The organism is Alistipes provencensis, assembly GCF_900083545.1.
Taxonomy (GTDB): domain Bacteria; phylum Bacteroidota; class Bacteroidia; order Bacteroidales; family Rikenellaceae; genus Alistipes; species Alistipes provencensis.
In genome coordinates, this window is sequence record NZ_LT559262.1 from 1,370,703 (window position 1) to 1,393,217 (window position 22,515).

The following is a 22,515-nucleotide window of genomic DNA, read 5'->3' on the forward strand; positions in this document are numbered from 1 at the left end:
TGTTAATAGCATGGAGGTAAAAAGAGGGAGCTTTACCAAAGCTCCCTCTTTGATTTGCAGGGTTGTTACGAAATACGGTACTTGTACATCACCTGCACCGGGTCGTTGCAGATACCCTCGTACTTTTTGACGAGGGTGTCGTCGGAGAACTGGAAGATATAAAGGCTTCCTTTGAGTTCTCCGGCCCGGTCGGGATTGTAAGTCGCCACATAGAGCAGCGTTTCCTGCGTGTCGTCCCCGAAATCGCCCATGAAGTTCGTCGCCATGGAGCGGATGATCTCACCGTCCGGCAAGGTCAGTTTTGCGGTTATGGGAGGTGCGGATGTCAGGCTCCAGCGGTAGATCTTGTTGCCGTAGGAGTAATAAACGTCGCTCGAATTCTTGCTGTTCACCATAATCGAATTCTCGTCCATATTGATTGCATCGGCCGTGAAGGTCGTTACGTCCTTGAATGTCCCAAGGGCGCTGGTCGTCGATTTGATGCAGTACGATTTGGGATCGGTCTGCGACCGGAAAAGCACATAGGTCAGGTTTTTCAGACTGGCCGGACACAGATTGACGATGTCGTATCCGGACAGAGATCGCGAGGTGATTTTGCCGGAACCGGGTTGGAATAAGGTCGTTGCGTTGTAGAGTACGGGTTTCCGATTGGGCTTTCCCGTTGCCGAAGTGCGGTAGACGAGCGTTGTGGCGTGGTTCACCAGACCGGCCTCCACAGCATCGGGCCGTTCACCGATGATGTCGGCAAAAAGGTCATAACGATAGGTATGGCCGTTATTCCCGCGGATGAGTACATAATAGGCCGCTGCACTTGTAGCTTCTCCTGCGAATTCGACGCACGATGCTCCGTACTCCGTTCCCAGCCGGTTGATGGCATAGAGTTCGAACGTTTTCGGATTGAGCTTGTAAATGGTTCCGCTCTCATCGGCGGTCGCCACGAGCAGCGAGGTGTACTGTATCTCTTTCGAGGTATAGTCCGAGATGTACATGGAAGTCCCTTTTTTAAGCGGATTGTCGGGGTTGATCGAAGCGAAGATATCAGGATAGATCTCCTGTTCGTTTGCTGCTATCTCATCTTCGGTCCGCTTTTTAATAAAGGTCAGCGTTCCGCTCCCTTCGGCGTCGTTGCTCAGTATCAGGATGCCTTCATCCAGTCCGGAGTTGACATTGAGCGTAAAATATTTGTAGACGATACACTCTCCGTTGTCGACTTTCAAACGCAGCAGGTATGTGCCTATACGGTTGAAAGTATAACGTATATCTGCCTTGTCGGAGATTACCTCGATACTCTCCATGGCGTATTCGTCCTTGTCGGAGGCCTTGGGCTTGCCGTAAGCCCATTCGTAGGTAACGGGCAATTCGCTTTCGACCTGCAATTTGTCGTATACGAGCTCTTCGCCAAGGGAAACGTCGATGGTTGCCGATACTTCGTTGAATGAAATGGGTTCCAGCGTACGGAAATTTTCGTCTTCGGCATCGAAGCAGGCTGTTGTGCAGAATGCCATGCCGAGGAGAACTGTTCGATAGATTGTCTGTTTCATCATGATTCGGTTTTTTCCGTTATCTCAATAATGCGATCGGGTCTTTCCAATATGTGCCGGACGAACCGGACGATTTGATTTCCTCGTAGTTGGGATCGTCCGGATGCTCGGCATAATATGTTTTGTAATATTCGCACAGCGGAATCAGTACATAGGATGCCCATACGGTCGGATTTTCCAGTTGGATGAAATTCTTCGCAATTCCTTCCTTGTCGAGGTTCTCGCCGTAGCGGTCGACGCATTCTTGATAAAACACGGGATTTTTCGTTTCGACCTGATGGTAAAGATCGAGCATTTTGCGGAACTTCTCCGGATAAAATCTGCCTAAATAGAGTGTCCATCCGAAAAGATCGTAACCGGTGGCAGAAGCATCCCACCAGTCGGGACAAGTGGGATCACCGTCGTTGACATACAGGTTGAACAGCGGGGTTTTGATCTTCTTCACGACGGTGGAATCTGCTGCCAGCGGCAGGAACTCGTCGTCCTCGACGATCCGGAACCGGATACAGGCATATTTGGTCTTCATGACCTCCTGCCGGTGGAGCGTCAGGGGAATCGATGTCTCGACTGCACCGGCGGGCAGGGTCAATGCGCCGATCTCGAAGTCCGTGCCGGACCGTGCCGTGATGACCGGAATCTTTTCTGTGCCGACGGTAATCGTTTCATCCGGATCGGCGTCGATGTATTCGATTGAGAATGTACGGTCGTAGTCGACGGGCATGCCCATCATTTTGACAGCGACGTTGTACTCTATCTGTTGGTCTTCGATCAGTGAAAAGGAGACCTGAGGCAGGGCTGAAGTGACCTCGAAATAGAGATGGTCTTTCTGGGAGGTGTCATACATCAGCCAAGTGTCCTTGCAGCCCGCCAGCGTCAGGATCAGCGCTGTTGCGGCAGCGACGCGTAACGATATGTGTGTTTTCATGGATTTTGTTTTGAAGTTATTCTTCGCGGTTATCCTCTTCGTCTTTCGGAAGCGGGATTTTATAGGTGTTGACATCCGACCCGGAGAGCGTTATCGTAGATGTCGCCACGATATCCTTGCCCAGCCTCTTCATGTTGAACCATTGCTGTCCCTCGCCGTAGAACTCCTTGCGGCGCTCGATGTAGAGGGCGTCGGCCGTTACGGTGCGTCCCTGATCGCCCAAGGCGTCCAGCCCGCGCGTTTTGATGACGTCATCGAAATAGTCAGTCGCCGTGTCCGGGTCGCTTTCGAGCAGGGCCTCGGCCATGATGTAATACATTTCGGGAATCCGGATCATGTTGATGCCCAGAATGGATTTTCCCGAATACGAAGGCTCGTCGCTGGTGTAATAAGTAGGGCTAACCAGACGGCGCAGCGTATTCGAACCTTCGTCGAACCATGCAGCCAGACGGTAGTCGGTCTGGGACGAGGACGAGCCGTCGAGATAGAGCGACCGGTAGTCGGTGGCCAGCGTAAAGGAACTGGCCGCTGATCCGCCGCTGAGTTGGTACTTATTGGCATTCTCTTTCTGTGACTTCGTGGAATAGATGCCGAAGATGGTTTCGTCAAGGTCCAATGTTCCGTTGTCCGGCTGGTTGAACGCTGTAGTCGGGCGGAATCCGAACTTGCCGCTGTCGATCACCTTTTTTGCGTAAATGGCGGCATTGGCCATATCGTTTTTTGACCAGTAGACGCGGGCCAGCAGGGCCTGCACGGCATAGAGGTTCATATGGATGATGCGGCACGAGGTGAACCCGCCGTTGGAGGCGTTCGTGCGGACCGTTTCTACGAGCGTTTCATCTTCGGCAAGGCATTTTTCAGCCTCTTTCAGGTCGGCGATAATCTTTTCATAGGCTTCGTCGAGCGAACTGAACTTCGTGATGTCGAACGAATACTTCGAAACGTAAGGGATGGCACGGGCTTTCGAAGCCTCATCGGCCCAGATAGGGGCACCGTACATGCGCAGCATGTCGAAATGCAGCAGCGCACGCAAGGCTAATGCTTCACCTTTGTAAAGGGGAGTATGGGGAAACTCGTGGTCGCCGCCCTTTTCGATGTGCGAAACGATGTTGTTGATATGGTTAATGGTCTTGTAAACCGTCTTCCAAACGTCATTGCGGAGGCTTGAGGCGGTGCTCTTCGACCATTCGCCGATGGCCATGTTGCTCATCGCGTTGTCGGACAGGGTCACGTTGATGCTCAACACCTCGGGAATCCAGAACATATAGTCGCTGTACAGGTACTGTTGGGAGCCCAGTTCCGCATAGATGCCGTAAAGGGCGTCCTCATATCCTTCGGCCGATTCGAACATGTCCTTGTCGAAGACTTCGCCTTTGGGGTTGACGTCCAGAAAATCGGAGCAGCCGAGCAGCGGGAGTGCCAGCGCGCATAAAATGTAGTATTTCAATGTTTTCATAGCAGCGTCGTATTAGAAGGTGGGACGGAAGATAAGGTTGATCGACCGGCAGTAGGGATAGGAGGTGCCGCGTTCGTATTTCACCGACGAAATATACCCGATATCGGACATGCCGATACCCACGCAGAGCCGCTTCAGACCGATCCGGCTGAGGAACTTGGCCTGAAACTCATACGTCAACTGGATGTTCGAGATGTACAGTTCGTTTTTCCGCTCCACGAAACGTTCCGAATTGACCATCTCGTTTTTGGTGTTGATGGCCAGATAACGCACGAGGTCGCCCGGTTTTTTCCAACGGTCGGTATAGGCCCGTGCATCGACATTCTTGTAGGGGTCGATGTTCTCGACCTTGCTCTGGAGCGTTGTGTTGTAAAAGTCGCTGCCGAAGGAGTAGGTCGTGCTGATCGAGAGCGAAATACCCTTGTAACGGACCGTATTCATCCATGAGCCGGTGAGGATCGGATTCGTGTTGCCTACGGCGACGCGGTCGTCACCCTGATACTTATAGGTGTATTCCCCGTTTTTCTTGATGAAGATCTCCTGTCCGGTTGCCGGGTCGATGCCGGCGGACCGGACCGCATAGATGTCGAATTGCGAACCGCCTTCGGTAAAGAGCAGTTTCGGCTTCACAGCGTCGTTGCTGTCGCCGACCGAAGTGTTTTTCAGAACCGTCGAGATGTCCCGGATGCGGTCCATGACGTGACCGCCCGTGACGGTCATGCTCCAGTACCAGTCTTTTGTCCGGAAAATCTGACCCGAGATCGCGAAGTCGAATCCCCGGTTGTTGATCTTTCCGAAGTTGACGTTCATCGAGGAAACGCCCACCGAGGGCGGGAGATTGATCGGCATCAGCAGGTTGTAGGTCGTGTTCGAATAGTAGTCGAATGACAGGTTCAGCCGATTGTCGAACATCGCCGCCGTGATGCCCACGTTGTTGTTGAGTTTCTTCTGCCATTTCAGCGCCGGATTGCCCATGGTGACGGGAACCGCTCCGATGCCGGTGTAATACTGGTAGTCGGATTTGTAGGAATAGATGGTTTTCGCTTGGTAATAGTCGAACGACACGCTGCCGTTGTAGCCGACGCTGTATTTGAGTGTCAGCGTATTCAGCCACGGAATGTCCTTGGCGAAGTTTTCATTGTGGATGTTCCATCCGATGCCCGCCGCCCAGAAAGGCGCGAAGCTGTTGTCGGAACCGAAGCGCGAGGACCCCGAACTGCGGTAGGAGGCATCGACGAAGTAACGGTTCAGCAAACTGAAGTTGCCGTTGATGAAGAATCCGACTTCGGTCGCGATACGGTCGGTACCGCTGGGATGTCCGCTCTTGGGATAACCCATGGCGAAGGAGATGTCGCTCAGCTCGTCCTTGAGGAATCCGATGCCGACGGCCCGTGCCGAGGTGCTTCGGGTGTACTGCATGTTCGAACCGCCGCTGACGCGGAACATTGAACCGCCCTTGCCGATGGGCTTGCCGTAGTTGAGCACGAGCTTGCCGCTGAAGGTGTTTCCGTTGCGGTTCGAATATGCGTATTCGCCCTTTTGCGAAATGTCTTTTATATCTGAGTACTTTGCGGCATCCGGCGAGGTGTATATATCGTTCGATCCGGAGTTGATCGAGATGCTGCCCTGTCCGGTCACATAGAAATACTTGGTGATGTTCCACCGCGCTGTCAGCGAATTGGTCATTGCCTGCGTGCGTGCCTTGGAGAAACTCGAGAGCGTGGCGTCGTAAAGCGGGTTGGCCATCTTGCTCGACGAGGTGTCGTAAGGATTGAAATAGTAGTTGCGGATGTATTCGCCGTTTTCGTCGCGGATCGGTTCATAGGGATTCAGGGCGACATAATCGGAGAATGTGCCGTAAGGCGAGTTCTCCGAATCGGTCAGCGAGAAGTTCGTCTTGAAGGCGATCGTCAGTTTGTCACGCAGGTGGTAGCCGATGTGGAATCCCAGCCCGTATTTGCGGCGGTTGTCGCCTTTCATTACGCCGTAGTCGTCCGAGAAACTGGCGGTCGCCCGATAATCCACGTTCTGGCCGCGGGCGCTCAGAGCCAGCGAGTGCGTATGGCTGAACGGAACGCGCAGCGGGGCGTGGATCCAGTCGGTGTTCACGCCGCGGCGAACGTTCTGCAGCTTGTAGTCGTAGGCTTTGTCCATCGACCCGTCGGACGTTTTGTAAAGCTCGGCCAGTTCCTCGAGGGCGAGTTTCTGCGCCGCATTGGTCAGGTTGAACGACGAAAGGTCGGGGATGCTGAATTTCGGGACGAAGTTGTAGCTCAGCCGGACCTTGTTCCCCTCGATGCGTTTGCGCTCGACGACGATCACGCCGTTTGCGCCCTTCTCACCGTAGAGGATCGTGGCCGAAGCATCTTTCAGGACGTCGACGCGTTCGATGTCGAACAGGTCGAGGTCGTAAAGCTCCTCCATCGAGATCTCCACGCCGTCGAGGACGATCAGCGGGTTGTTGACACCTTCTTCGCTTTCGTTGGTGATCAGTGAGTTGGCGCCGCGGATCAGCAGCGACGGGATGGCATTGGGGTTGGAGCCCTGAGCGTTGTTCTCGACCATAACCATGCCCGGAGTCACGGCGGCGATGCCGGCGATGAGGTTCGTCGGCGAGAGTGCGATCAGCTCTTCTCCCTTGATGGTGGTCGAGGCGCCGGTGAAGGTGCTTTTGGACTGGGTGTAGAAACCGTTGACGACGACCTCTTCGATCTCGGAGTCGTTTTTCAGCGTGACGTTCAGGTTGCTCGAGCCGTTGACGCTCCTCTCCTCCGGTTTCATGCCGATGAACGAGTATAGCAGCACGTTCTCCTTACCGGGACGGCGTCCGAAAGAGATGGAGTAGTTGCCTTTCGTGTCGGTCGATACACCTATGTTCGTGCCTTTAAGCACGACGTTGGCGCCCGGCAGCGGCAGGTTGTTTTCGTCGAGGATCGTTCCGAATACGGTGATGCGTTCGAGGCTCTTGCCTTCGGCGCGGATGACGATGTTCTTGTTGACGACGGAATAAGAGAGATTGCTGTTGGCCAGACAGACATCCAGAACCCGAGAGATGGTCATGTTGTTGAATGACCGGGTTACAGGCGGCAATTTGTCGACTTCGGATGCGTTGAAGATGATGTGAACTCCGCTTTTGGCCTCTATTTGTGCGAAGACTTTGGATACCGGAGCATTGGTAACCTGCAGCGAGACGCGCTTTTGAAGCTGCTCACCGCCGGATATTTTACTTTGGGCATACGCATTTCCCCCCCCCATGCTCGGAACAGTCATGCAGAGCAGGAGCACGAGCAATGCGTTAAATGCCGTACATATGTTGGTTTTCATGATTTGCGGGTTGTGGCAGATGATGAATTAATCCTTTTTCAGTGCTGTTTCCAGTTGATAGAGAATCGCCTGATAGTGGGTGCGTGCATCACCTGTCGAGGCGGGAATGCAGGCCTTGAGCAGGCGCGCGATCCGCTGGGTCTCTCCGTAGAAAACGGTTTTCGACTCATCGATCGATCGCAGGTTGACGCGGTACTGCCAGCCGTAGCCGGGTTTGCCGAAGTCGGTCAGCACTTGGGAGGCTACATATCCGTGTCCGTTTTCGACCTCGAGGTTGCGCAGCAGGTCGACGTTCTTGGCGATGACTCCGCTTTCGTCCAGCCCGAATGCCACGATATCGTCGACCGAAGGCATAAACGCATTGTCACCGGTGAAACTGCCCGTGCTGACCTTGGTAAGCGAGGTCTTCTTCGTAACGGCCGAGGTCAGGAAACTGGCATAAAGGTTTTGCATGATACGGTCTCCGGCGGTCGGCTGACGGCGCTTAATTGCGCTTTCCCAGATTCCTTCGTACATGTCGTCGGCCCAGTTCCGGATTGTGTAGGCATCCTTGGGTGATTTGGCTACATGCGACGAGAGGATCACGTTCTTGTAGGTGTCGTAGAATTCCAGAGCCGTGTAATACTGGAAGATCGGCGGAAGCTCGACACGCAGCGAGAACCGGTCGGTCAGGTCGCGGTCGGCGATCCAGTCGCACTCCTTGAGCTGCTTCAATACCCATTGCAGGGCGGCATGCTGACGCTTCTTGTCTACGGGAACCACGTTCTTGCCGGGGGTGCCCGCCTTTACCTCGGACAGGTAAATGCCGCCGATGTTGAGCATCACGGCGCGGATATAGCGGTTGTACTGCTTGGCCAGCTCTTCGTAACGGGCGGTGCGCAGCGTGGCGTCGGGGTCCGTTGCATCGGGCATCCACTCGTTGAAATGGGTCAGGATGTATTTCAGGTTCTTCGTGCCGTATTCGGCGGCTTTGATCGGATCGTCGCCGAGGTCTTCCTCGATGGCGCTCGGATCGTAACGCTGGATCACCTGCTGGCGGCCGTAGCGGAACCGGGGATCGCCGGCCTTCTCGTCGACCCACTTCTCAAGGGTCTTGGCCTCTTCTTTGGCATCCTTGGCATCGATGGGCTTGTAGGCGTACTGAACGAGGAAATCGTCGTAGACACCCAGATCGGGAGGCGTCAGTTTTACACCCTTGTCCCCGGGTTGTGCGACGTAGTTGAAACGGGCATAGTCCATGATGGAGGGTGTTGTGCCGTTCTTCTGTGTGAAGGTTGCGCTGCGGAGCGAGTCGACGGGGTATGCCGCTGAAGCCGCCATGTTGTGCATGAAGCCCAGACAGTGACCTGCTTCGTGTGCGAGGACGTAAGCGACCGATTCGCGGACGACGTCGTCGGGCATCCGCTTCGAGCGTACGCGGGGATCGATCTGTGCGGTCTGGCAGAAACGCCAGTTGTTGATCAGCTTGATAATGTCGTTGTATACGATGATCGAAGCGTTGATAATCTCGCCCGACGAGGGATCGACCCACGAGGGCCCCATCGCATTGGAGATCTGTGCCGGGACGAAGCGGATACACGAGTATTTCAGGTTGTCCGGATCGAATTCGGGGTCGTTCTTCGGGAAATCGCGGACCTGCACGACATTCTTGAAGCCGATTTTTTCAAAGGCCTTGTTCCAGCGTTCGATGCCTTCTTTGGCCGGTTCGCGCCACAGGGCGGGGAATGCGTCGTCGAGGTAGAAGACGATCGGTTTCACGGGTTCTACCAGTTCGCCGCGGGCCCAAGCTGCCGAATCCGAAGGCTGGATGTTCCAACGGTGGATCACCGAGTAGCGGGCGATCTGGTCGGCGTCGGGGTTGAGGTCGGTGCGGCCGGAGAGAAAGATTCCGACACGGGAGTCGGCCACGCGCGGACGCATCTTCTTTTCGGGGAGCATCATGATGCTGCGCGTCACGCCCACCGTGAACGGGTCGTTCTTCTTCAGCAGTACCAACTGCATCAGGTTGGCCGATACCGTGTAGGAGAGCATGGATTTGATGCTGACGTTGTCCTTGAAGGCTTTGATTTCCCTGAGGGCGGTGCCGCTGCTGTTGAACGACGCCGTGATGTTGATGCCGCCCATCGAGCCGCTTTTGATCGGCGCCAGCGGCTCATAATTCGACGTGAAGAGGTTGGATGCATCGAAGACCACCGCCGTCGAATCGTTGTTGAAGCAGACGATCTTGTATGCGTTCAGGATCGGGTCCATCGAGCTGAGCTTGACGGCGTGGGCCATCTGCTCGTTCGACTTGTCGAAGTCGGGCAGCACGCTGACCTCGCTCATGTAGACCGTGCTGTCGATCAGGTTGAACCGTACATGCATCGGAGGTTGGGGCTTGTAGCCGATCGATCCAAGGTCGGGGTCGCTGGCTTCCGAGATCGTCGATGCGATCAGCATTTCGCGGCCCATGTTCTTCACGGGCAGTTCGATGTAGAGTTTGCCCTTGGACTTGTGCAGGGTCATGAACCCGCCTTCGGCCCGGGCCGTCACATTGCTTTTGTCCTTCACGAAGGTCTTGTCGTACTTGGAGACCTTTTTCTTTGCCACGGTGTCCGTCTTTTCGGTCTTGGCCTTTTTCCGGGATTTGGAGGCCGCCATGGCGTCTGCCGGCGTCTGCGATAATGACAGGCACAGGATGGCCGTTAGTAGTAAAAGTTTTCGCATGTTGATAATTTAAAAAATGTGAAAAAATGAGTGAAATGAATATTTTGATACGTCACAAATATAGTGTTTTTGGAATGGAATTTGCTTTAAACAGCCGGTCAATTTCGGGCCTGCTTTTAATTTGAAACCAAACAAATTGGATGACGGGTTGATTGTAACTGAATCCGTTTAAAAACCTTAAAATCGGAATCTGGCGTCCGAAGCATTCCGATTTATCTCGAGCCCCGGTGAATATATACGGTTTCAGATGGGAGAAGGGAGCCCGTTTGTGGAGGAAGGAAAATGAAAAAAGAGCGACCGATTATAAATCAGTCGCCCTTTTTTGGTGCCCAGGACAAGACTCGAACTTGCACGAACGTAATTGTTCACTACCCCCTCAAAGTAGCGTGTCTACCAATTTCACCACCTGGGCATTACACTCCCGAATCAACTTTCGGGAGTGCAAATATAGATACTATTTTGCGATTCGCAAAATTTTTACGCGAAAAACGTCAAAATTCGCCAAAGGGCCGTGCAGGACTTCCTGTGCGGCCTCCGGGCCGCTCTTTATTTGAGTTTCATCTCCTTGAGCAGGTAACCCGCGCCGCCGATGCGGTCCACGACGAACAGCACATAGCGGATGTCTACGGCGATGTTGCGGCAGATCGTGGGGTCGAACGCCACGTCGCTCATCGTCGAACGCCATGTCCGGTCGAAGTTGATGCCGACCAGTTCGCCCGAGGCGTTCAGCACCGGCGATCCGGAATTGCCGCCCGTGGTGTGGTTCGTGGCCAGAAAGCAGACCGGCACGGTCCTGTGTCCGTCGATCGTCGCCGCCCAGCGGCCGTACTCCTTCGAAGCGTAGCGATCGCGCAGCGACTGCGGAATGTCGTAATCGTAAATCTCGGGGTTGTCCTTGGCGATGATGCCGTCGAGGGTCGTCTGCGGCTTGTGGTACTCGCCGTCGGCATATTCATACCCGGCCACCGAGCCGTAAGCCACGCGGAGCGTGAGGTTGGCGTCGGGATAGAAAGCCCGTTCGGCGTCCCATTCGCGCAGACCTTTGATATAAGTGGTGTAGAGCTCGTTGAGCCGCTTGCTGTTGAGGTTGCGCAGCGACTTGGTGCCCGCGAGCCATGTGATATGGCCGAGCATGCGCTTCGTTCCTGCGCGCAGGGCTGCCGCCGCCGTGGTGTCGCCCTCGTTCCAGACCTGCGTGAAAATCTCCTCGGCAAAGGCCTCGGGCGAGCCGTACCGGGCTACGCCGTCGAGGAATTCCGGAATTTGGTATTGCGCCGGACAGCGGCGGGCATACTCTCCGAATTGCAGGCTGTAAAGGGCGCGTTCGGTCGTCTCGCGGCGGGCGAAGACCGCCTCGGCGCGCTCCTTGGCGGAGTATCTCGCCGGCAGGGCGTTGAGCGTTTCGAGCGTGATCTCACGGGCGAAATAGGGGTCTGCGATGCGGGCGTATTCGGCTTTGAGCTGCGCCACGACGTCGCGGTATCGGGGTTTGTCCTGCGCCCATGCGTCGAACGCCTCCTCATAGGCGCGCTTCGAGGCCACGGTGCCGCGGCGTTCGATGCCCAATACTTCCCCCTGCCACTTCTTCCATGCGTTGGCGATCGAGGCGTGCCGGGCGGCATAGAAGATGCGCAGCGCGGGATCGGACTCCTGCGCCTTGGAGATGATGTCGAGACGGCCCGTGCGGACGGCGATTTTCGCCGGGTCGGAACGCTCGGCGATGTAGGCCACGGCGTCTGAAAGAATGTACTCCTGCGTGTTGCCCGGGAATCCGTAGATCATCGTGAAATCGCCCTCCTTCACGCCTTTCGTCGAGATGGTAAAGTGCTTTTTGGGACGGTAGGGGACGTTCTCGGGCGAATAGGCCGCGGGCTTGTTATCCTTCGAGGCATAAACGCGGAACATCGAGAAGTCGCCCGTGTGGCGGGGCCATATCCAGTTGTCGGTGTCGCCGCCGAACTTGCCGATCGACGAGGGCGGTGCGGCCACCAGACGCACGTCGTCGAACTGCTCGTAGACGAACAGGAACTGCTGGTTGCCGTAGTACATCTGCTCGACGGCGGCCTTGTAGTTCGGCCCCTCGGCCTCGGCCTTGCGGACGATCTCCCCGGCGGTCTCTCCCGCGGCGATGCGGTCGGTCACCTCCTCCATCCGGACGAGAAAGCGGACCCAGAGTTTCTCGTTGGGCAGCTCCTCGGCGCGCGACAGGGCCCAGAACCCATTGGTGAGGTAGTCGTGCTCGACGGTCGAGTGGCGCTGGATGGCGTCGTAGCCGCAGTGGTGGTTGGTCAGCAGCAGGCCTTCGGGCGAGATCAGTTCGCCCGTGCAGCCGCCGTTGAACAGCACCACGGCGTCCTTCATCGAGGCTTGGTTGACGGAATAAATGTCTTCGGCGGTGAGCCGGAATCCCTTGGCGCGCATGTCGTCGATGCGCGAGGAGATCAGGCTCGGGAGCCACATGCCCTCGTCGGCCAGCGCAGGCAGAATAAAGAGAGCTGTCAGCAGGGTCAGCAGGGTTCGTTTCATCGGTCTAAAAATTTATCTAATTCAACATATACTTTCTGGATGGGGAGGCCCATGACGTTGTAGAACGAGCCTTCGATGCGTTCGATGGCGGCGTAGCCGATCCATTCCTGAATGCCGTAGGAACCCGCCTTGTCGAACGGGCGACAGGTGTCGACGTAGTGTTCGATCTCTTCGGCGGAGAGTGTGCGGAACCATACGCTGGTCCGCGCTTCGAAGCTGTGCATCCGCTCCGCCGTGCGCAGCGTGACGCCCGAGACCACCGTGTGACGGCGTCCCGACAGCCGCCCGAGCATCCCGACGGCCTCCTCGCGTCCGCAGGGTTTGCCGAGGACCTCGCCGTCGAGCACCACCACCGTGTCGGCGGTCAGCAGGATCTCGTCCGGCGCCAACGGCCCGGGATAGGCGCGGCTCTTGAGCTGCGAGAGGTACAGCGGCACCTCCTCGGCCGGCAGGTCGGCGGGGTAAATCTCCTCGCAGTCGTATTTCGGGGCCGGTTCGTAGGGAAGCCCGCAGCCCGTCATCAGTTCCCGTCTCCGGGGCGACTGCGACGCCAGCAGCAGGCGGTAGGGTTTGAGTTTGTCGTTGAGCAGCATGGTTTATCGTATGTCGAAATTCAAAAGTTCGCGTCCCTCGAGCGTTGCGCGCAGGTTGTCGCCGGGCTTCACGGGCCCCACGCCCGCGGGCGTTCCCGTGTAGAGCAGGTCACCCATGCGCAGGGTGACGTACCGCGACACCGAGGCGATGATCCGGTCGACCGTGAAGAGCATTTCCGACGTGTCGCCCGTCTGTCGGCGCTCCCCGTTCACGTCGAGCGTGAAATGCAGCCGCTGCACGTCGCCGCCCAACTCCGCGAGCGGCACGAACGCCGGCGAAATGGCCGCCGAACGGTCGAAAGCCTTGCAGCTCTCCCACGGAAGCCCTTCGGCAATGGCCCGCCGCTGGAGGTCGCGGGCCGTGAAGTCGATGCCCAGTCCCACCTCGTCGTAATAACGGTGTGCGAACCGCTCCGAAATGGCTTTGCCCACGCGGTTGATCCGCACGACCAGTTCGCATTCGTAATGCACCTCCTGCGAGAACGACGGAACATAGAACGGGTCGTTGTTGCGCAGCAGCGCCGTGTCGGGCTTCATGAAGAACATCGGTTCTTCGGGAAGTTTCCCGCTGTCATTCAGTTGTTCGTGCAGTTCCGCCGCGTGTTCGGCGTAGTTGCGGCCTATGCAGATAATCTTCATCTCTTTTCGATTTTATAGGGCACCTTTCGCCCTGCCTTGCCCTCCAACTCCCCGACCATCCGCGCCGCGAAGCGGTCGCTGGCGCCGGGACCGCCGATGACGGTGCGCAGGCAGTCGAAATCGGCGAGCATCTTCTCGCGTTTCGCGCCTCCTGCGACGATCGCCCGCAGTTCCTGCTCGGCGCGCTCGACCGAGAGGTCCGACTGGATGAGCTCGGCCACGCACTCGCGCCCGAGGTTGAGGTTCACCAGCGACACCCACGGCACCTTCAGCACATAGGGGCGCAGCCACACCTGCCACCACACCGTGCGGTAGACGACCGCCTCGGGAATCCCCAGCAGGGCCGTTTCGAGCGTCGCCGTGCCCGACGTCACCACGGCCGCTTCGGCCGCCGCCAGCGTTTCGTAGGTCTGGTCGCAGACATAGCGGATGTCGCTGCCGGCCATATGCTGCTCGTAAAGCGCCCTGTCGATCCACGCCACGCCCGCCACCACGAACTGGTGCTCCGGGAACCGCTTCGACAGCAGGGCCATCAGCGGCAGGTTCGCGCGGATTTCACCCCGGCGGCTGCCGGCCAGCAGGGCGATGATCGGGCGCTCGTCCAGTCCGTTCCGGCGGCGGAACTCGTCGGGCGTCGGGAGCGATGCCCGGCGGGACTCGATGGCGTCGACCAGCGGATTGCCTTCGAAAACGGGTTCGATGCCGTGCTTCGGAAAATAGGTGCGCTCGAAGGGGAAGATGATGAAGAGCCGGTCGACATACTTGCGGATCGCCTTCACCCGCCATTCGCGCCACGCCCAGACCTTCGGGGCGATGTAGTAGAACGTGCGGATACCGTGCTCTTTGGCCCAGCGGGCCATCTTCATGTTGAAGCCGGGGTAGTCCACCAGAATCAGCACGTCGGGGGCGAACTCCGCCACGTCGGACTGGCACTCCCGCATCTGCCGCCGGATCGTCCCGAGGTTTTTCACGACCTGCACGATGCCGAAGAACGACGTTTCGTTGTAGTGCTTCCGCAGGTTGTCCCGGCCTCCCGCGGCCGCCATGAGGTCTCCGCCCCAGAAGCGGAATTCCGCCTCGGGGTCGGCTTTCAGCAGCCCTTTTATCAGGTTCGCGCCGTGCAGGTCGCCCGAGGGCTCCCCGGCGATGAGGTAGTAACGCATGGCTTTATTCTTTTAATAAATCCGGCCGCAGACGCTTCGTGCGCTCGTAGGCCTGTTCGTCCTGCCACTTTTCGATTTCGGCGAAATTCCCCGACAGCAGCACGTCGGGAACCCGCCAGCCGCGGAACTCCGCGGGCCGCGTGTAGACCGGGGGCGCCAGCAGGTTGTCCTGAAACGAGTCCGTGAGGGCCGACGCCTCGTCGCCGATGGCCCCGGGGATGATTCTTACGACCGAGTCGGCGATGATGCAGGCCGCCAGCTCGCCGCCCGTCAGCACATAGTCGCCGATCGAGATCTCGCGCGTGACGAGGTGCTCGCGGATGCGGTGGTCGATGCCCTTGTAGTGGCCGCAGAGGATGATGATGTTTTCGAGCGTCGATAACCGGTTGGCCTCGTGCTGGTTGTATTGATTACCGTCGGGAGAGGTGTAGATGATCTCGTCGTAGTGCCTCTCGCTCTGGAGTTTCTCGACCAGTTCGAACACCGGTTCGCACTTCATGACCATGCCCGCCTCGCCGCCGAACGGATAGTCGTCGGTGGTCTTGCGGCGGTCGTGGGCGTAGTCGTGCAGGTTGTGTACGACGATCTCCACGAGGCCCTTCTCCTGCGCCCGCTTCAGGATGGATTCGTGGAGCGGCGAGGTCAAAAGTTCGGGGACGACCGTCAAAATGTCAATGCGCATATCTGAAAATAATGTCTTTCGTGGAATTTTCCGTCAGGGGCACCTCCTGCCCGCGTTCGAGCGTGTAGCCCGTGTAGCCCAGCCCCCGGAAAAGCGCGACGATCTGCGGACGGTTCGCGCCGCCGGTCTCGATCAGCACCGTGGGGCGGAATTTTTCGAGCAGCGGCCGCATCTCGGTCATCGCCACCACCTCGTAACCCTCGATGTCGCATTTGATGAAGTCGATGCGCTCCAGCTTGCCGAACAGTTCGCTGCCGCGGCGCATCTGGGCCGTGAACTCCACGGCGGCCTTTCCGCCGCCGTCGTTGACGAAGTTCTGCCCCGTGCCGAAGTAACCTGTCTCGCTGGCCGAGTCGTTGGCCATCGTGATCGGCTTGTTCTCGGTCCCGAGGGCATAGGGGACTATTTCGGTGTTTCCGCAGCGGCGGAGGTTGCGGCTCAGGACCTTGCGGATCGGGGCCACGGGCTCCACGGCATAGACCTTTCCCGCGGGACCCGCCAGCCGCGAGATCGTGCGGGCGTAGTAGCCGAGGTTGGCGCCGATGTCGATGGCCGTATCGCCCGCACGGACCAGTTCCGGCAGGTGGTAGACATACTCCGTGGCCGGGTCATGGCGCCCGATGCCGAGCCGCTGCCAAAGAAAGAACAAGCCGCTCACGGCCCGCAGATAGCCTTCGAGCGGCAGGGTCCGGTAGAGTATTTTGTGGATCAGGGTCTTCATCAGTTCCTGTAGTTCACCTCCTCGTTCAGCACCTCGACGATGAAGGGGTTGTAGAGCATCTCGTGGCCGATCGTCGACTCGGGTCCGTGGCCGGGGTAGACGTGAACCTCCTCGCCCAGCGGAATCAGGGAGTCGAGGATCGAGCGCATGATCCACGAGTAGTCGCCGCCCGGCAGGTCGGTGCGGCCGATCGATTCGCGAAAGAGCGTGTCGCCCGTGAAGAGCGATTTCGATACGGGTTCGTACAGCGCCACATGGCCCGGGGTGTGGCCCGGGGTGCGGATTACGCGCAGCGCGGTCTCCCCGAAGCGGACCTCGGAGAGCGTGTCGAGGTCGATATCCGCCGCGGGCATTGCACCGATCTTCACCCCGAAGACCGAGCCGCTCGTCGCGGCGTTGTCCAGCAGGAATTGGTCTTTCGATGAGAGGGCGAAGGGAATATCGTAACGCTGTTTGAGGTGTTCGACGCCGAGCGTGTGGTCGAAATGACCGTGGGTGTTGACCGCCATGACGGGTTTGAGCCCATGTTCGGCGATGAAGTTGTCCAGCGCGGCGTCTTCGCGGGGATTGCTGTTCCCGGCGTCGATCACGACGCATTCGTTCGTGTCGTCCCAGACGACGTAGGTGTTTTCCTGTATGGGATTGAATTGCAGGCAGGCTATTTTCATAATTTACGGCTGTTTTAGTGCAGTCTGTTTCGCAAAGATAGTGCTTTTGCCGGATTTTACCTATCTTTATGACCCGAAAGCTACCGCACGTTGCGTCGTTGCGGGATTGGAAGGATAATTGCGTGCCGGAAAGGTAAACGGAATCGTATGAACGGATGGATGAAACTGGCCGCCGCGCTTTTCGCCGCGGTGTCGCTCACGGGGTGTTCGCTGCTGAAAGTGGCCGTGGCCACGGGCGACCCCCTGTCGAAAGAGGAGATGAACGTGCGGACCATGACGCGCGGCTTTTATTACGACATGGCGGGCGAGGTGGCCCGGGCGGCCGATTCGATCGTGTCGCTGTCGCCCGACGTGAACACGCGGATGGCCGCCGTGCGGTGGAAGATACGCGCCACGCGCGCCGGGGTGAACGCCGCGATGCAGGGCATTCCCGACGTGGCTTTGGCCGACATGTGGATCCTGTGCCGCCGCATGAACGGGGCCTTCTCCGCGGCTCCCGATTCGCTGCTGTTCGGTCCTCAGAGCGGCATCGCCCGCGACGCCGCGCGGCGGCTCGACCGCCGGGCCGGGCGGCTGGTCCGGCAGGTGCTTCCGGCAGACCGTTACGACCTGATGGCTGCATTCGTCGACGACTATATCCGGGAAAATCCCGCTTCGGAGGGCGACGAGATCGATAATACGACCCTCGCATGGCTCGAATACCTCCGGGACAACGGCGTGGAACACGCCTATGCCACGGGGTCGATCGCCGAGGTGCTGGCCGACGTCAACGACCGCCTGAGCGGGCAGACCCAGCAGATGTCGAACAGCATCGGCTGGTCGAAGGATATTTTCGAGATGCGTTTGGAGCAGGACAGCCTGCGCCTGCAGGTCGGGGCTCAGTTGGACTCGCTCGAACGCAGTTTCAACCGCATCGTCGTCGTCGCCGAGCACCTGCCCGAGATCACGGACAAGATGCTGGAGGAGCTGAACCGGCAGGTCACGCTGCTGATGGGGACGATGAACGCCTCGGTCGACAACGCTTTCGCCGACTTCGACCGCCAGCGCGACGAGTTGCAGCAATATGTCTCCCGCGAGCGCGAAGCCCTTGTCGGGCAGTTGCGCGAGACGGGCGACGATCTGGTGCGGACGGTGCTCGACGCAGTGCCGGGGCTCATCGGAGAGATTCTGCTCTATCTGGTGCTGGCGCTCGTGGTGCTCATCGGCGGACCTTTCGCGCTGGGATTCTGGCTGGGCGGCGTGCGCCAGCGGGCGAAAGCGAAGAAGGCGGGAAACAACTGATTTTTTTACCTTTGGTGTCGTAACGACACTTTTAGCAGTCGGAACGTTTTGCCGCGCCGCTCGTAATTCGGGTTTGAACCCATCCGGCTTTTTCGTACCTTTGGTGTCGTAACGACATTTTTAGTAGTCGGAACGTTTTGCCGCACCGCTCGCAATTCGGGTTTGAACCCATCCGGCTTTTTCGTACCTTTGTATCCCAAACTCGAATTTATGGCAAGAATGGCAAGGAAAAAAGCGAATTATCCCCTTATCGAGGGGCTTGAAATAACGACGCTCGCGGCCGAGGGCAAGGCCATGGGGCGCTGGAACGATGTGGTGGTCTTCGTGCCGATGACCGTGCCGGGCGACGTGGTCGACGTGCAGATCCGCTCCAAGCGCCGCCGCTTCATGGAGGGCTTCGTGGTCAGCTATGTCAAAAAATCGCCGCTGCGCTCGGAGCCGTTCTGCGAACATTTCGGCATCTGCGGCGGCTGCAAGTGGCAGAACCTGCCCTACGACGAGCAGTTGCGCTTCAAGACCGAGCAGGTCCGCGACCAGCTCACGCGCATCGGCAAGATCGAACTGCCCGAAATCGCACCCTGTTTGGGCTCCGTGCAGACGCAGTTCTACCGCAACAAACTCGAATTCACCTTCGCCGACCGCCGCTGGCTGACGCGCGAGGAGATCGAATCGGCAGGCGACATCGGCGATGCCCCCGCCGTGGGATTTCATATCCCCTCGATGTTCGACAAGGTGCTGGACATCGACAAATGCTGGCTGCAGCCCGACCCGTCGAACGGCATCCGCACCGAGGCCCGGCGCTTCTGCATCGAGAACGGTTACACGTTCCACAACGCCCGTTCGCACGAAGGGCTGATGCGCAACATGATCGTCCGCACGGCCTCGACCGGCGAGGTGATGGTGATCGTGGTCTTCAACAGCGACGACCGGCCCCGGATCACGGCTCTGCTGGACCATCTGTCGGCGACGTTCCCGGAAATTACCTCGTTATTCTATATAGTCAATACGAAGTTCAACGATTCGGTGGGCGACCTCGACCCGGTCTGCTACCGCGGCAAGGACCACATCATCGAGGAGATGGAGGGGCTGCGCTTCAAGGTGGGACCCAAGTCGTTCTACCAGACCAACTCCGCGCAGGCCTACGAACTCTACAAGGTAGCCCGCGATTTCGCGGACCTCAAACCCGGCGACGTGCTCTACGACCTCTACACCGGCACGGGCACCATTGCCAACTTCTGCGCCGCGCGCTGCGACCGGGTGGTGGGCATCGAGTATGTCCCCGAGGCCATTGCCGACGCCGAAATCAACTCCGAACTCAACGGCATCGGCAACACGCGGTTCTACGCCGGCGACATGAAGGCGGTGCTCGACGATGCGTTCGTCGCCGCGAACGGCCGTCCCGACGTGGTCATCCTCGACCCGCCGCGTGCGGGCGTCGACGAACCGGTGATCGGCGTCATCCTGCGCGCCGCGCCCCGACGGATCGTCTATGTGAGCTGCAACCCCGCCACGCAGGCCCGTGATCTGGCGCTGCTCGACGCCGAATACCGCGTCGAGGCCGTGCAGCCCGTCGATATGTTCCCCCACACGCACCATGTGGAAAATGTCGTGAAACTCGTGCGGCGATGAGACTGGACGGTTTCGGGATATTCGTCGAGGATATGCCGACGATGATCCGCTTCTACCGCGATGTGCTGGGATTTGCGATCCGCGAGGGAGAGAACGCCACGAACGTCTATCTGGAAAAGGACGGGACGCTGTTCCTGCTCTACCGGAGGGCGGATTTCGAACGGATGACCGGCCGGCGGTTCGGTTATGCCGGAGGCGTGAACGGGCATTACGAGATCGCCCTGAGCGTCGAAAACTATGCGGCGGTCGATGCGGCTTTCCGCGAGGTCGTTTCGAAAGGCGCGGAGCCTATTATGGAGCCTACCACCGAGCCTTGGGGTCAGCGCACCTGCTATGTGGCCGATCCCGAGGGCAATCTCGTCGAAATAGGTTCGTTCAGCGAATGATTCCCGACCGGGGGATGCAGTATTTTCGGTTTCCGGCGTTTTATTTGCAAAGGACAACCCTAAAAAGGAAAATTATGAAACGATTTATTTTAATGGCGGCGGTCGTGCTTCTGACCCTCCCCGCAGCAGCTCAGGTTCAGGAGGCATTCCCCAGCTACATTCAGGTCAACGGACGTGCCGAGAAGGAGATCACGCCCGACGAGTTCTACCTCCAGATCGTCATCAACGAGCGCGATTCGAAAGGCAAGATCTCGGTCGAGAGCCAGCAGCGCGACATGATCGCGGCGCTGAAGCGGCTGGGCGTCAACGTCGAAAAGCAGCTCAAGGTGGCCAACCTGTCGAGCGAGTTCTTCAAGAAGAACACCTCGGTGGCTACGGCCAAATACCAGTTGCAGTTGGGCTCGTCGGCCGAAGTGGGCAAGGTGTGGCAGGCGCTCGACGGACTGGGCATTTCGAACGTCTCGATCCTGAAGGTGTCGCATACGCAGATCGAGCAGTATAAGGCCGAGGTGCGCATCGAGGCGATGCGGAACGCCAAGCAGAACGCCTCGACGCTGGCCGAAGCCATCGGGCAGAAGATCGGCAAATGCTTCTACATCTACGATTCGAACAACGACGTGATGCCCGTTTTCTACAACAACATGGCCGTCATGCGCAGCGCCAAGGCTTTCGATGCCGCCGGGGCTGCCGCCGAGGAGGAGCCGCTCGATTTCAAGACCATCAAGTTGCAGTACGGCGTGCAGGCGAAGTTTGTCCTCGAATAGACGGCAGGGCGAACGGGCCGTATTCGGACACCCTCCATTCATTTTTCGGCAGAGCTGTAACTGAAAAAGTTACGGCTCTGTTCGTGTATGGACGCTTCTTTCTGTATCCGCATTTTACCCTGCCGAACGACACTGGCTTTGAATACAGGGGTCGGGAAAATTTACTTGCGGAAGACACTTTTATTTTTGCCCGTTTTTTTGTATCTTGCATCGAATTAGCCGGCAGGAACAATCCGGTGTATACCTCGGGGAAAAGCGCGCCGACGCGGGATTATCAACCCGGGGACCTGAACTTAAAACCTGACTCCATGAAAAGATTATTCGGAATTCTGTTGACGGCCTCCGGGCTCTGCGTTCTCGTTTGCTGCAGTGCGGGCCGTGCTTTTGCTGCGGAACCCGGGGCGGATGAGAACCGGCTGCCGGAATGGGCGCTGGGCGGGTTCGTCCGGCCTGCGGGTGCCAATCCCGTTATCCTGCCCGATTCGCAGGTCAAATTTTTCTGTCCCATGCGTAAGGATTCGATCGGATGGATGGAGAGCGATACGTTCAATCCTGCCGCGACCGTCCGGGACGGAGAGATTTGCGTACTCTTCCGCGCCGAGGACAATTCGGCGACCGGTATCGGCAAGCGTACGTCGCGTATCGGGCTGGCCCGTAGTGAAGACGGTGTGACGATGCGCCTCGGACGCGATCCGGTGCTCTTTCCTGCCGAGGACGGGATGAAGGAGTGCGACTGGCCGGGCGGTTGTGAGGATCCCCGCGTGGCCGTCACCGAGGACGGGACCTATGTGATGCTCTATACCTCGTGGAACCGCCGCATCCCGCGGCTCAGCGTGGCCACGTCGCGTGACTTGGTGACGTGGACGAAGCACGGCCCGGCATTTGCCAAGGCCTACGGCGGACGTTTCCGCGACCTGAAGAGCAAATCGGGGTCGATTGTGACGAAGCTCGACGGCGACCGGCTGGTCATCGCGCGCGTGAACGGAAAGTATATGATGTACTGGGGCGAGCGGATGGTCAACATCGCCACATCGGACAACCTGATCGACTGGACGCCCGAACTGGATGCGAACGGGAATCTGAAAGGGGTGGTTTATCCGCGCGAGGGCTATTTCGACAGCGCCTTGACCGAGTGCGGTCCTCCGGCGCTGCTGACCGACAAGGGTATTCTGCTGCTGTACAACGGCCAGAACCGGCTCGGCGAGGGGCGTGACAAGCGCTATCCGGCGCGCACCTATTCCGCCGGACAGATCCTGTTCGACGCGAAGGAGCCCGGGACGGTGATCGGACGCCTCGACGTGCCGTTCTTCCGCCCGGTGGACGACTTCGAGAAGAGCGGCCAGTATAAGGACGGTACGGTCTTTATCGAGGGGCTGGTCTATTTCAAGTCCCGATGGTATCTCTATTACGGTTGTGCCGATTCGCGGGTCGGGGTCGCCGTTTACGATCCGGCCGTCACGACGCCCGGGGACCCCGTTCCCGGACGTCCGGAATGAGCGTTTCCGGCCGTC

The 22,515-nt window shown here is 58.3% G+C and carries 17 protein-coding genes and 1 tRNA gene; 5 read left to right on the top strand and 13 right to left on the bottom strand.

Features of this window, described 5'->3' with window-relative positions:
• Positions 1-65: 65 nt before the first annotated feature.
• The 13 genes from BN5935_RS05415 to BN5935_RS05475 all read right to left on the bottom strand — a co-directional run bounded on the left by BN5935_RS05415 (position 66) and on the right by BN5935_RS05475 (position 16,944).
• Complete coding sequence (locus BN5935_RS05415) at positions 66-1,541, bottom strand: hypothetical protein (RefSeq protein ID WP_147625774.1); 1,476 nt, start codon at positions 1,539-1,541, stop codon at positions 66-68.
• Between the two features lie 19 nt (positions 1,542-1,560).
• On the bottom strand, positions 1,561-2,466 hold the full coding sequence (locus BN5935_RS05420) for a DUF4843 domain-containing protein (RefSeq protein ID WP_064975221.1): 906 nt from the start codon (positions 2,464-2,466) through the stop codon (positions 1,561-1,563).
• A 16-nt stretch (positions 2,467-2,482) separates the two neighbouring features.
• Positions 2,483-3,922: a RagB/SusD family nutrient uptake outer membrane protein gene (locus BN5935_RS05425; protein ID WP_064975222.1), complete on the bottom strand. Its 1,440-nt coding sequence runs from the start codon at positions 3,920-3,922 to the stop codon at positions 2,483-2,485.
• Between the two features lie 12 nt (positions 3,923-3,934).
• Complete coding sequence (locus BN5935_RS05430; protein ID WP_235821026.1) at positions 3,935-7,246, bottom strand: SusC/RagA family TonB-linked outer membrane protein; 3,312 nt, start codon at positions 7,244-7,246, stop codon at positions 3,935-3,937.
• Between the two features lie 27 nt (positions 7,247-7,273).
• Complete coding sequence (locus tag BN5935_RS05435) at positions 7,274-9,952, bottom strand: zinc-dependent metalloprotease (protein WP_064975223.1); 2,679 nt, start codon at positions 9,950-9,952, stop codon at positions 7,274-7,276.
• A 323-nt stretch (positions 9,953-10,275) separates the two neighbouring features.
• Positions 10,276-10,364, bottom strand: a tRNA-Leu gene (locus tag BN5935_RS05440).
• A gap of 134 nt (positions 10,365-10,498) precedes the next feature.
• The gene (locus tag BN5935_RS05445) at positions 10,499-12,478 is read right to left on the bottom strand and encodes a S46 family peptidase (protein ID WP_064975224.1); all 1,980 of its coding nucleotides are present in this window, start codon (positions 12,476-12,478) and stop codon (positions 10,499-10,501) included.
• Entirely contained in the window at positions 12,475-13,071 is a 597-nt protein-coding gene (locus tag BN5935_RS05450; protein ID WP_064975225.1) for a Maf family nucleotide pyrophosphatase, read from the bottom strand. Before BN5935_RS05450 ends, BN5935_RS05445 begins: the two co-directional genes overlap by 4 nt.
• 3 nt (positions 13,072-13,074) lie before the next feature.
• Positions 13,075-13,710, bottom strand: a complete 636-nt coding sequence (locus BN5935_RS05455) for a fumarylacetoacetate hydrolase family protein (RefSeq protein WP_064975226.1) — start codon at positions 13,708-13,710, stop codon at positions 13,075-13,077.
• Positions 13,707-14,873, bottom strand: a complete 1,167-nt coding sequence (lpxB, locus tag BN5935_RS05460; RefSeq protein WP_064975227.1) for a lipid-A-disaccharide synthase — start codon at positions 14,871-14,873, stop codon at positions 13,707-13,709. The genes BN5935_RS05455 and lpxB overlap by 4 nt, the downstream gene beginning before the upstream one ends.
• Before the next feature lie 4 nt (positions 14,874-14,877).
• Positions 14,878-15,555, bottom strand: coding sequence for a tRNA (guanosine(37)-N1)-methyltransferase TrmD (gene trmD / locus BN5935_RS05465; RefSeq protein WP_064975228.1), 678 nt, complete (start codon positions 15,553-15,555; stop codon positions 14,878-14,880).
• Positions 15,545-16,276 (bottom strand): FkbM family methyltransferase, encoded by a 732-nt coding sequence (locus BN5935_RS05470; protein WP_064975229.1) that lies wholly within the window; start codon positions 16,274-16,276, stop codon positions 15,545-15,547. The genes trmD and BN5935_RS05470 overlap by 11 nt, the downstream gene beginning before the upstream one ends.
• Positions 16,276-16,944, bottom strand: a complete 669-nt coding sequence (locus BN5935_RS05475; protein WP_064975230.1) for an MBL fold metallo-hydrolase — start codon at positions 16,942-16,944, stop codon at positions 16,276-16,278. The genes BN5935_RS05470 and BN5935_RS05475 overlap by 1 nt, the downstream gene beginning before the upstream one ends.
• A 147-nt stretch (positions 16,945-17,091) precedes the next feature.
• On the opposite strand from BN5935_RS05475, the gene BN5935_RS05480 reads away from it, so the two are divergent.
• The 5 genes from BN5935_RS05480 to BN5935_RS05500 all read left to right on the top strand — a co-directional run bounded on the left by BN5935_RS05480 (position 17,092) and on the right by BN5935_RS05500 (position 22,500).
• Positions 17,092-18,225: a hypothetical protein gene (locus BN5935_RS05480; protein ID WP_064975231.1), complete on the top strand. Its 1,134-nt coding sequence runs from the start codon at positions 17,092-17,094 to the stop codon at positions 18,223-18,225.
• Positions 18,226-18,444: 219 nt separating this feature from the next.
• Complete coding sequence (gene rlmD / locus BN5935_RS05485; RefSeq protein ID WP_064976849.1) at positions 18,445-19,854, top strand: 23S rRNA (uracil(1939)-C(5))-methyltransferase RlmD; 1,410 nt, start codon at positions 18,445-18,447, stop codon at positions 19,852-19,854.
• Positions 19,851-20,240, top strand: a complete 390-nt coding sequence (locus BN5935_RS05490; RefSeq protein WP_064975232.1) for a VOC family protein — start codon at positions 19,851-19,853, stop codon at positions 20,238-20,240. The genes rlmD and BN5935_RS05490 overlap by 4 nt, the downstream gene beginning before the upstream one ends.
• Before the next feature lie 74 nt (positions 20,241-20,314).
• Entirely contained in the window at positions 20,315-21,004 is a 690-nt protein-coding gene (locus BN5935_RS05495) for an SIMPL domain-containing protein (protein ID WP_064975233.1), read from the top strand.
• Between the two features lie 308 nt (positions 21,005-21,312).
• Positions 21,313-22,500, top strand: coding sequence for a glycoside hydrolase family 130 protein (locus BN5935_RS05500; protein ID WP_064975234.1), 1,188 nt, complete (start codon positions 21,313-21,315; stop codon positions 22,498-22,500).
• Positions 22,501-22,515: the final 15 nt, after the last annotated feature.

What these genes read in the sequence shown, in the direction of transcription:
- BN5935_RS05455 (WP_064975226.1), bottom strand. Translation starts at nt 13,710, where the DNA reads ATGAAGATTATCTGCATAGGCCGCAACTACGCCGAACACGCGGCGGAA.
- BN5935_RS05420 (WP_064975221.1), bottom strand. Translation starts at nt 2,466, where the DNA reads ATGAAAACACACATATCGTTACGCGTCGCTGCCGCAACAGCGCTGATC.
- BN5935_RS05445 (WP_064975224.1), bottom strand. Translation starts at nt 12,478, where the DNA reads ATGAAACGAACCCTGCTGACCCTGCTGACAGCTCTCTTTATTCTGCCT.
- BN5935_RS05495 (WP_064975233.1), top strand. Translation starts at nt 20,315, where the DNA reads ATGAAACGATTTATTTTAATGGCGGCGGTCGTGCTTCTGACCCTCCCC.
- BN5935_RS05415 (WP_147625774.1), bottom strand. Translation starts at nt 1,541, where the DNA reads ATGAAACAGACAATCTATCGAACAGTTCTCCTCGGCATGGCATTCTGC.
- BN5935_RS05500 (WP_064975234.1), top strand. Translation starts at nt 21,313, where the DNA reads ATGAAAAGATTATTCGGAATTCTGTTGACGGCCTCCGGGCTCTGCGTT.
- BN5935_RS05490 (WP_064975232.1), top strand. Translation starts at nt 19,851, where the DNA reads ATGAGACTGGACGGTTTCGGGATATTCGTCGAGGATATGCCGACGATG.
- BN5935_RS05435 (WP_064975223.1), bottom strand. Translation starts at nt 9,952, where the DNA reads ATGCGAAAACTTTTACTACTAACGGCCATCCTGTGCCTGTCATTATCG.
- BN5935_RS05450 (WP_064975225.1), bottom strand. Translation starts at nt 13,071, where the DNA reads ATGCTGCTCAACGACAAACTCAAACCCTACCGCCTGCTGCTGGCGTCG.
- BN5935_RS05480 (WP_064975231.1), top strand. Translation starts at nt 17,092, where the DNA reads ATGAACGGATGGATGAAACTGGCCGCCGCGCTTTTCGCCGCGGTGTCG.
- BN5935_RS05475 (WP_064975230.1), bottom strand. Translation starts at nt 16,944, where the DNA reads ATGAAAATAGCCTGCCTGCAATTCAATCCCATACAGGAAAACACCTAC.
- lpxB (WP_064975227.1), bottom strand. Translation starts at nt 14,873, where the DNA reads ATGCGTTACTACCTCATCGCCGGGGAGCCCTCGGGCGACCTGCACGGC.
- trmD (WP_064975228.1), bottom strand. Translation starts at nt 15,555, where the DNA reads ATGCGCATTGACATTTTGACGGTCGTCCCCGAACTTTTGACCTCGCCG.
- rlmD (WP_064976849.1), top strand. Translation starts at nt 18,445, where the DNA reads ATGGCAAGGAAAAAAGCGAATTATCCCCTTATCGAGGGGCTTGAAATA.
- BN5935_RS05430 (WP_235821026.1), bottom strand. Translation starts at nt 7,246, where the DNA reads ATGAAAACCAACATATGTACGGCATTTAACGCATTGCTCGTGCTCCTG.
- BN5935_RS05470 (WP_064975229.1), bottom strand. Translation starts at nt 16,276, where the DNA reads ATGAAGACCCTGATCCACAAAATACTCTACCGGACCCTGCCGCTCGAA.
- BN5935_RS05425 (WP_064975222.1), bottom strand. Translation starts at nt 3,922, where the DNA reads ATGAAAACATTGAAATACTACATTTTATGCGCGCTGGCACTCCCGCTG.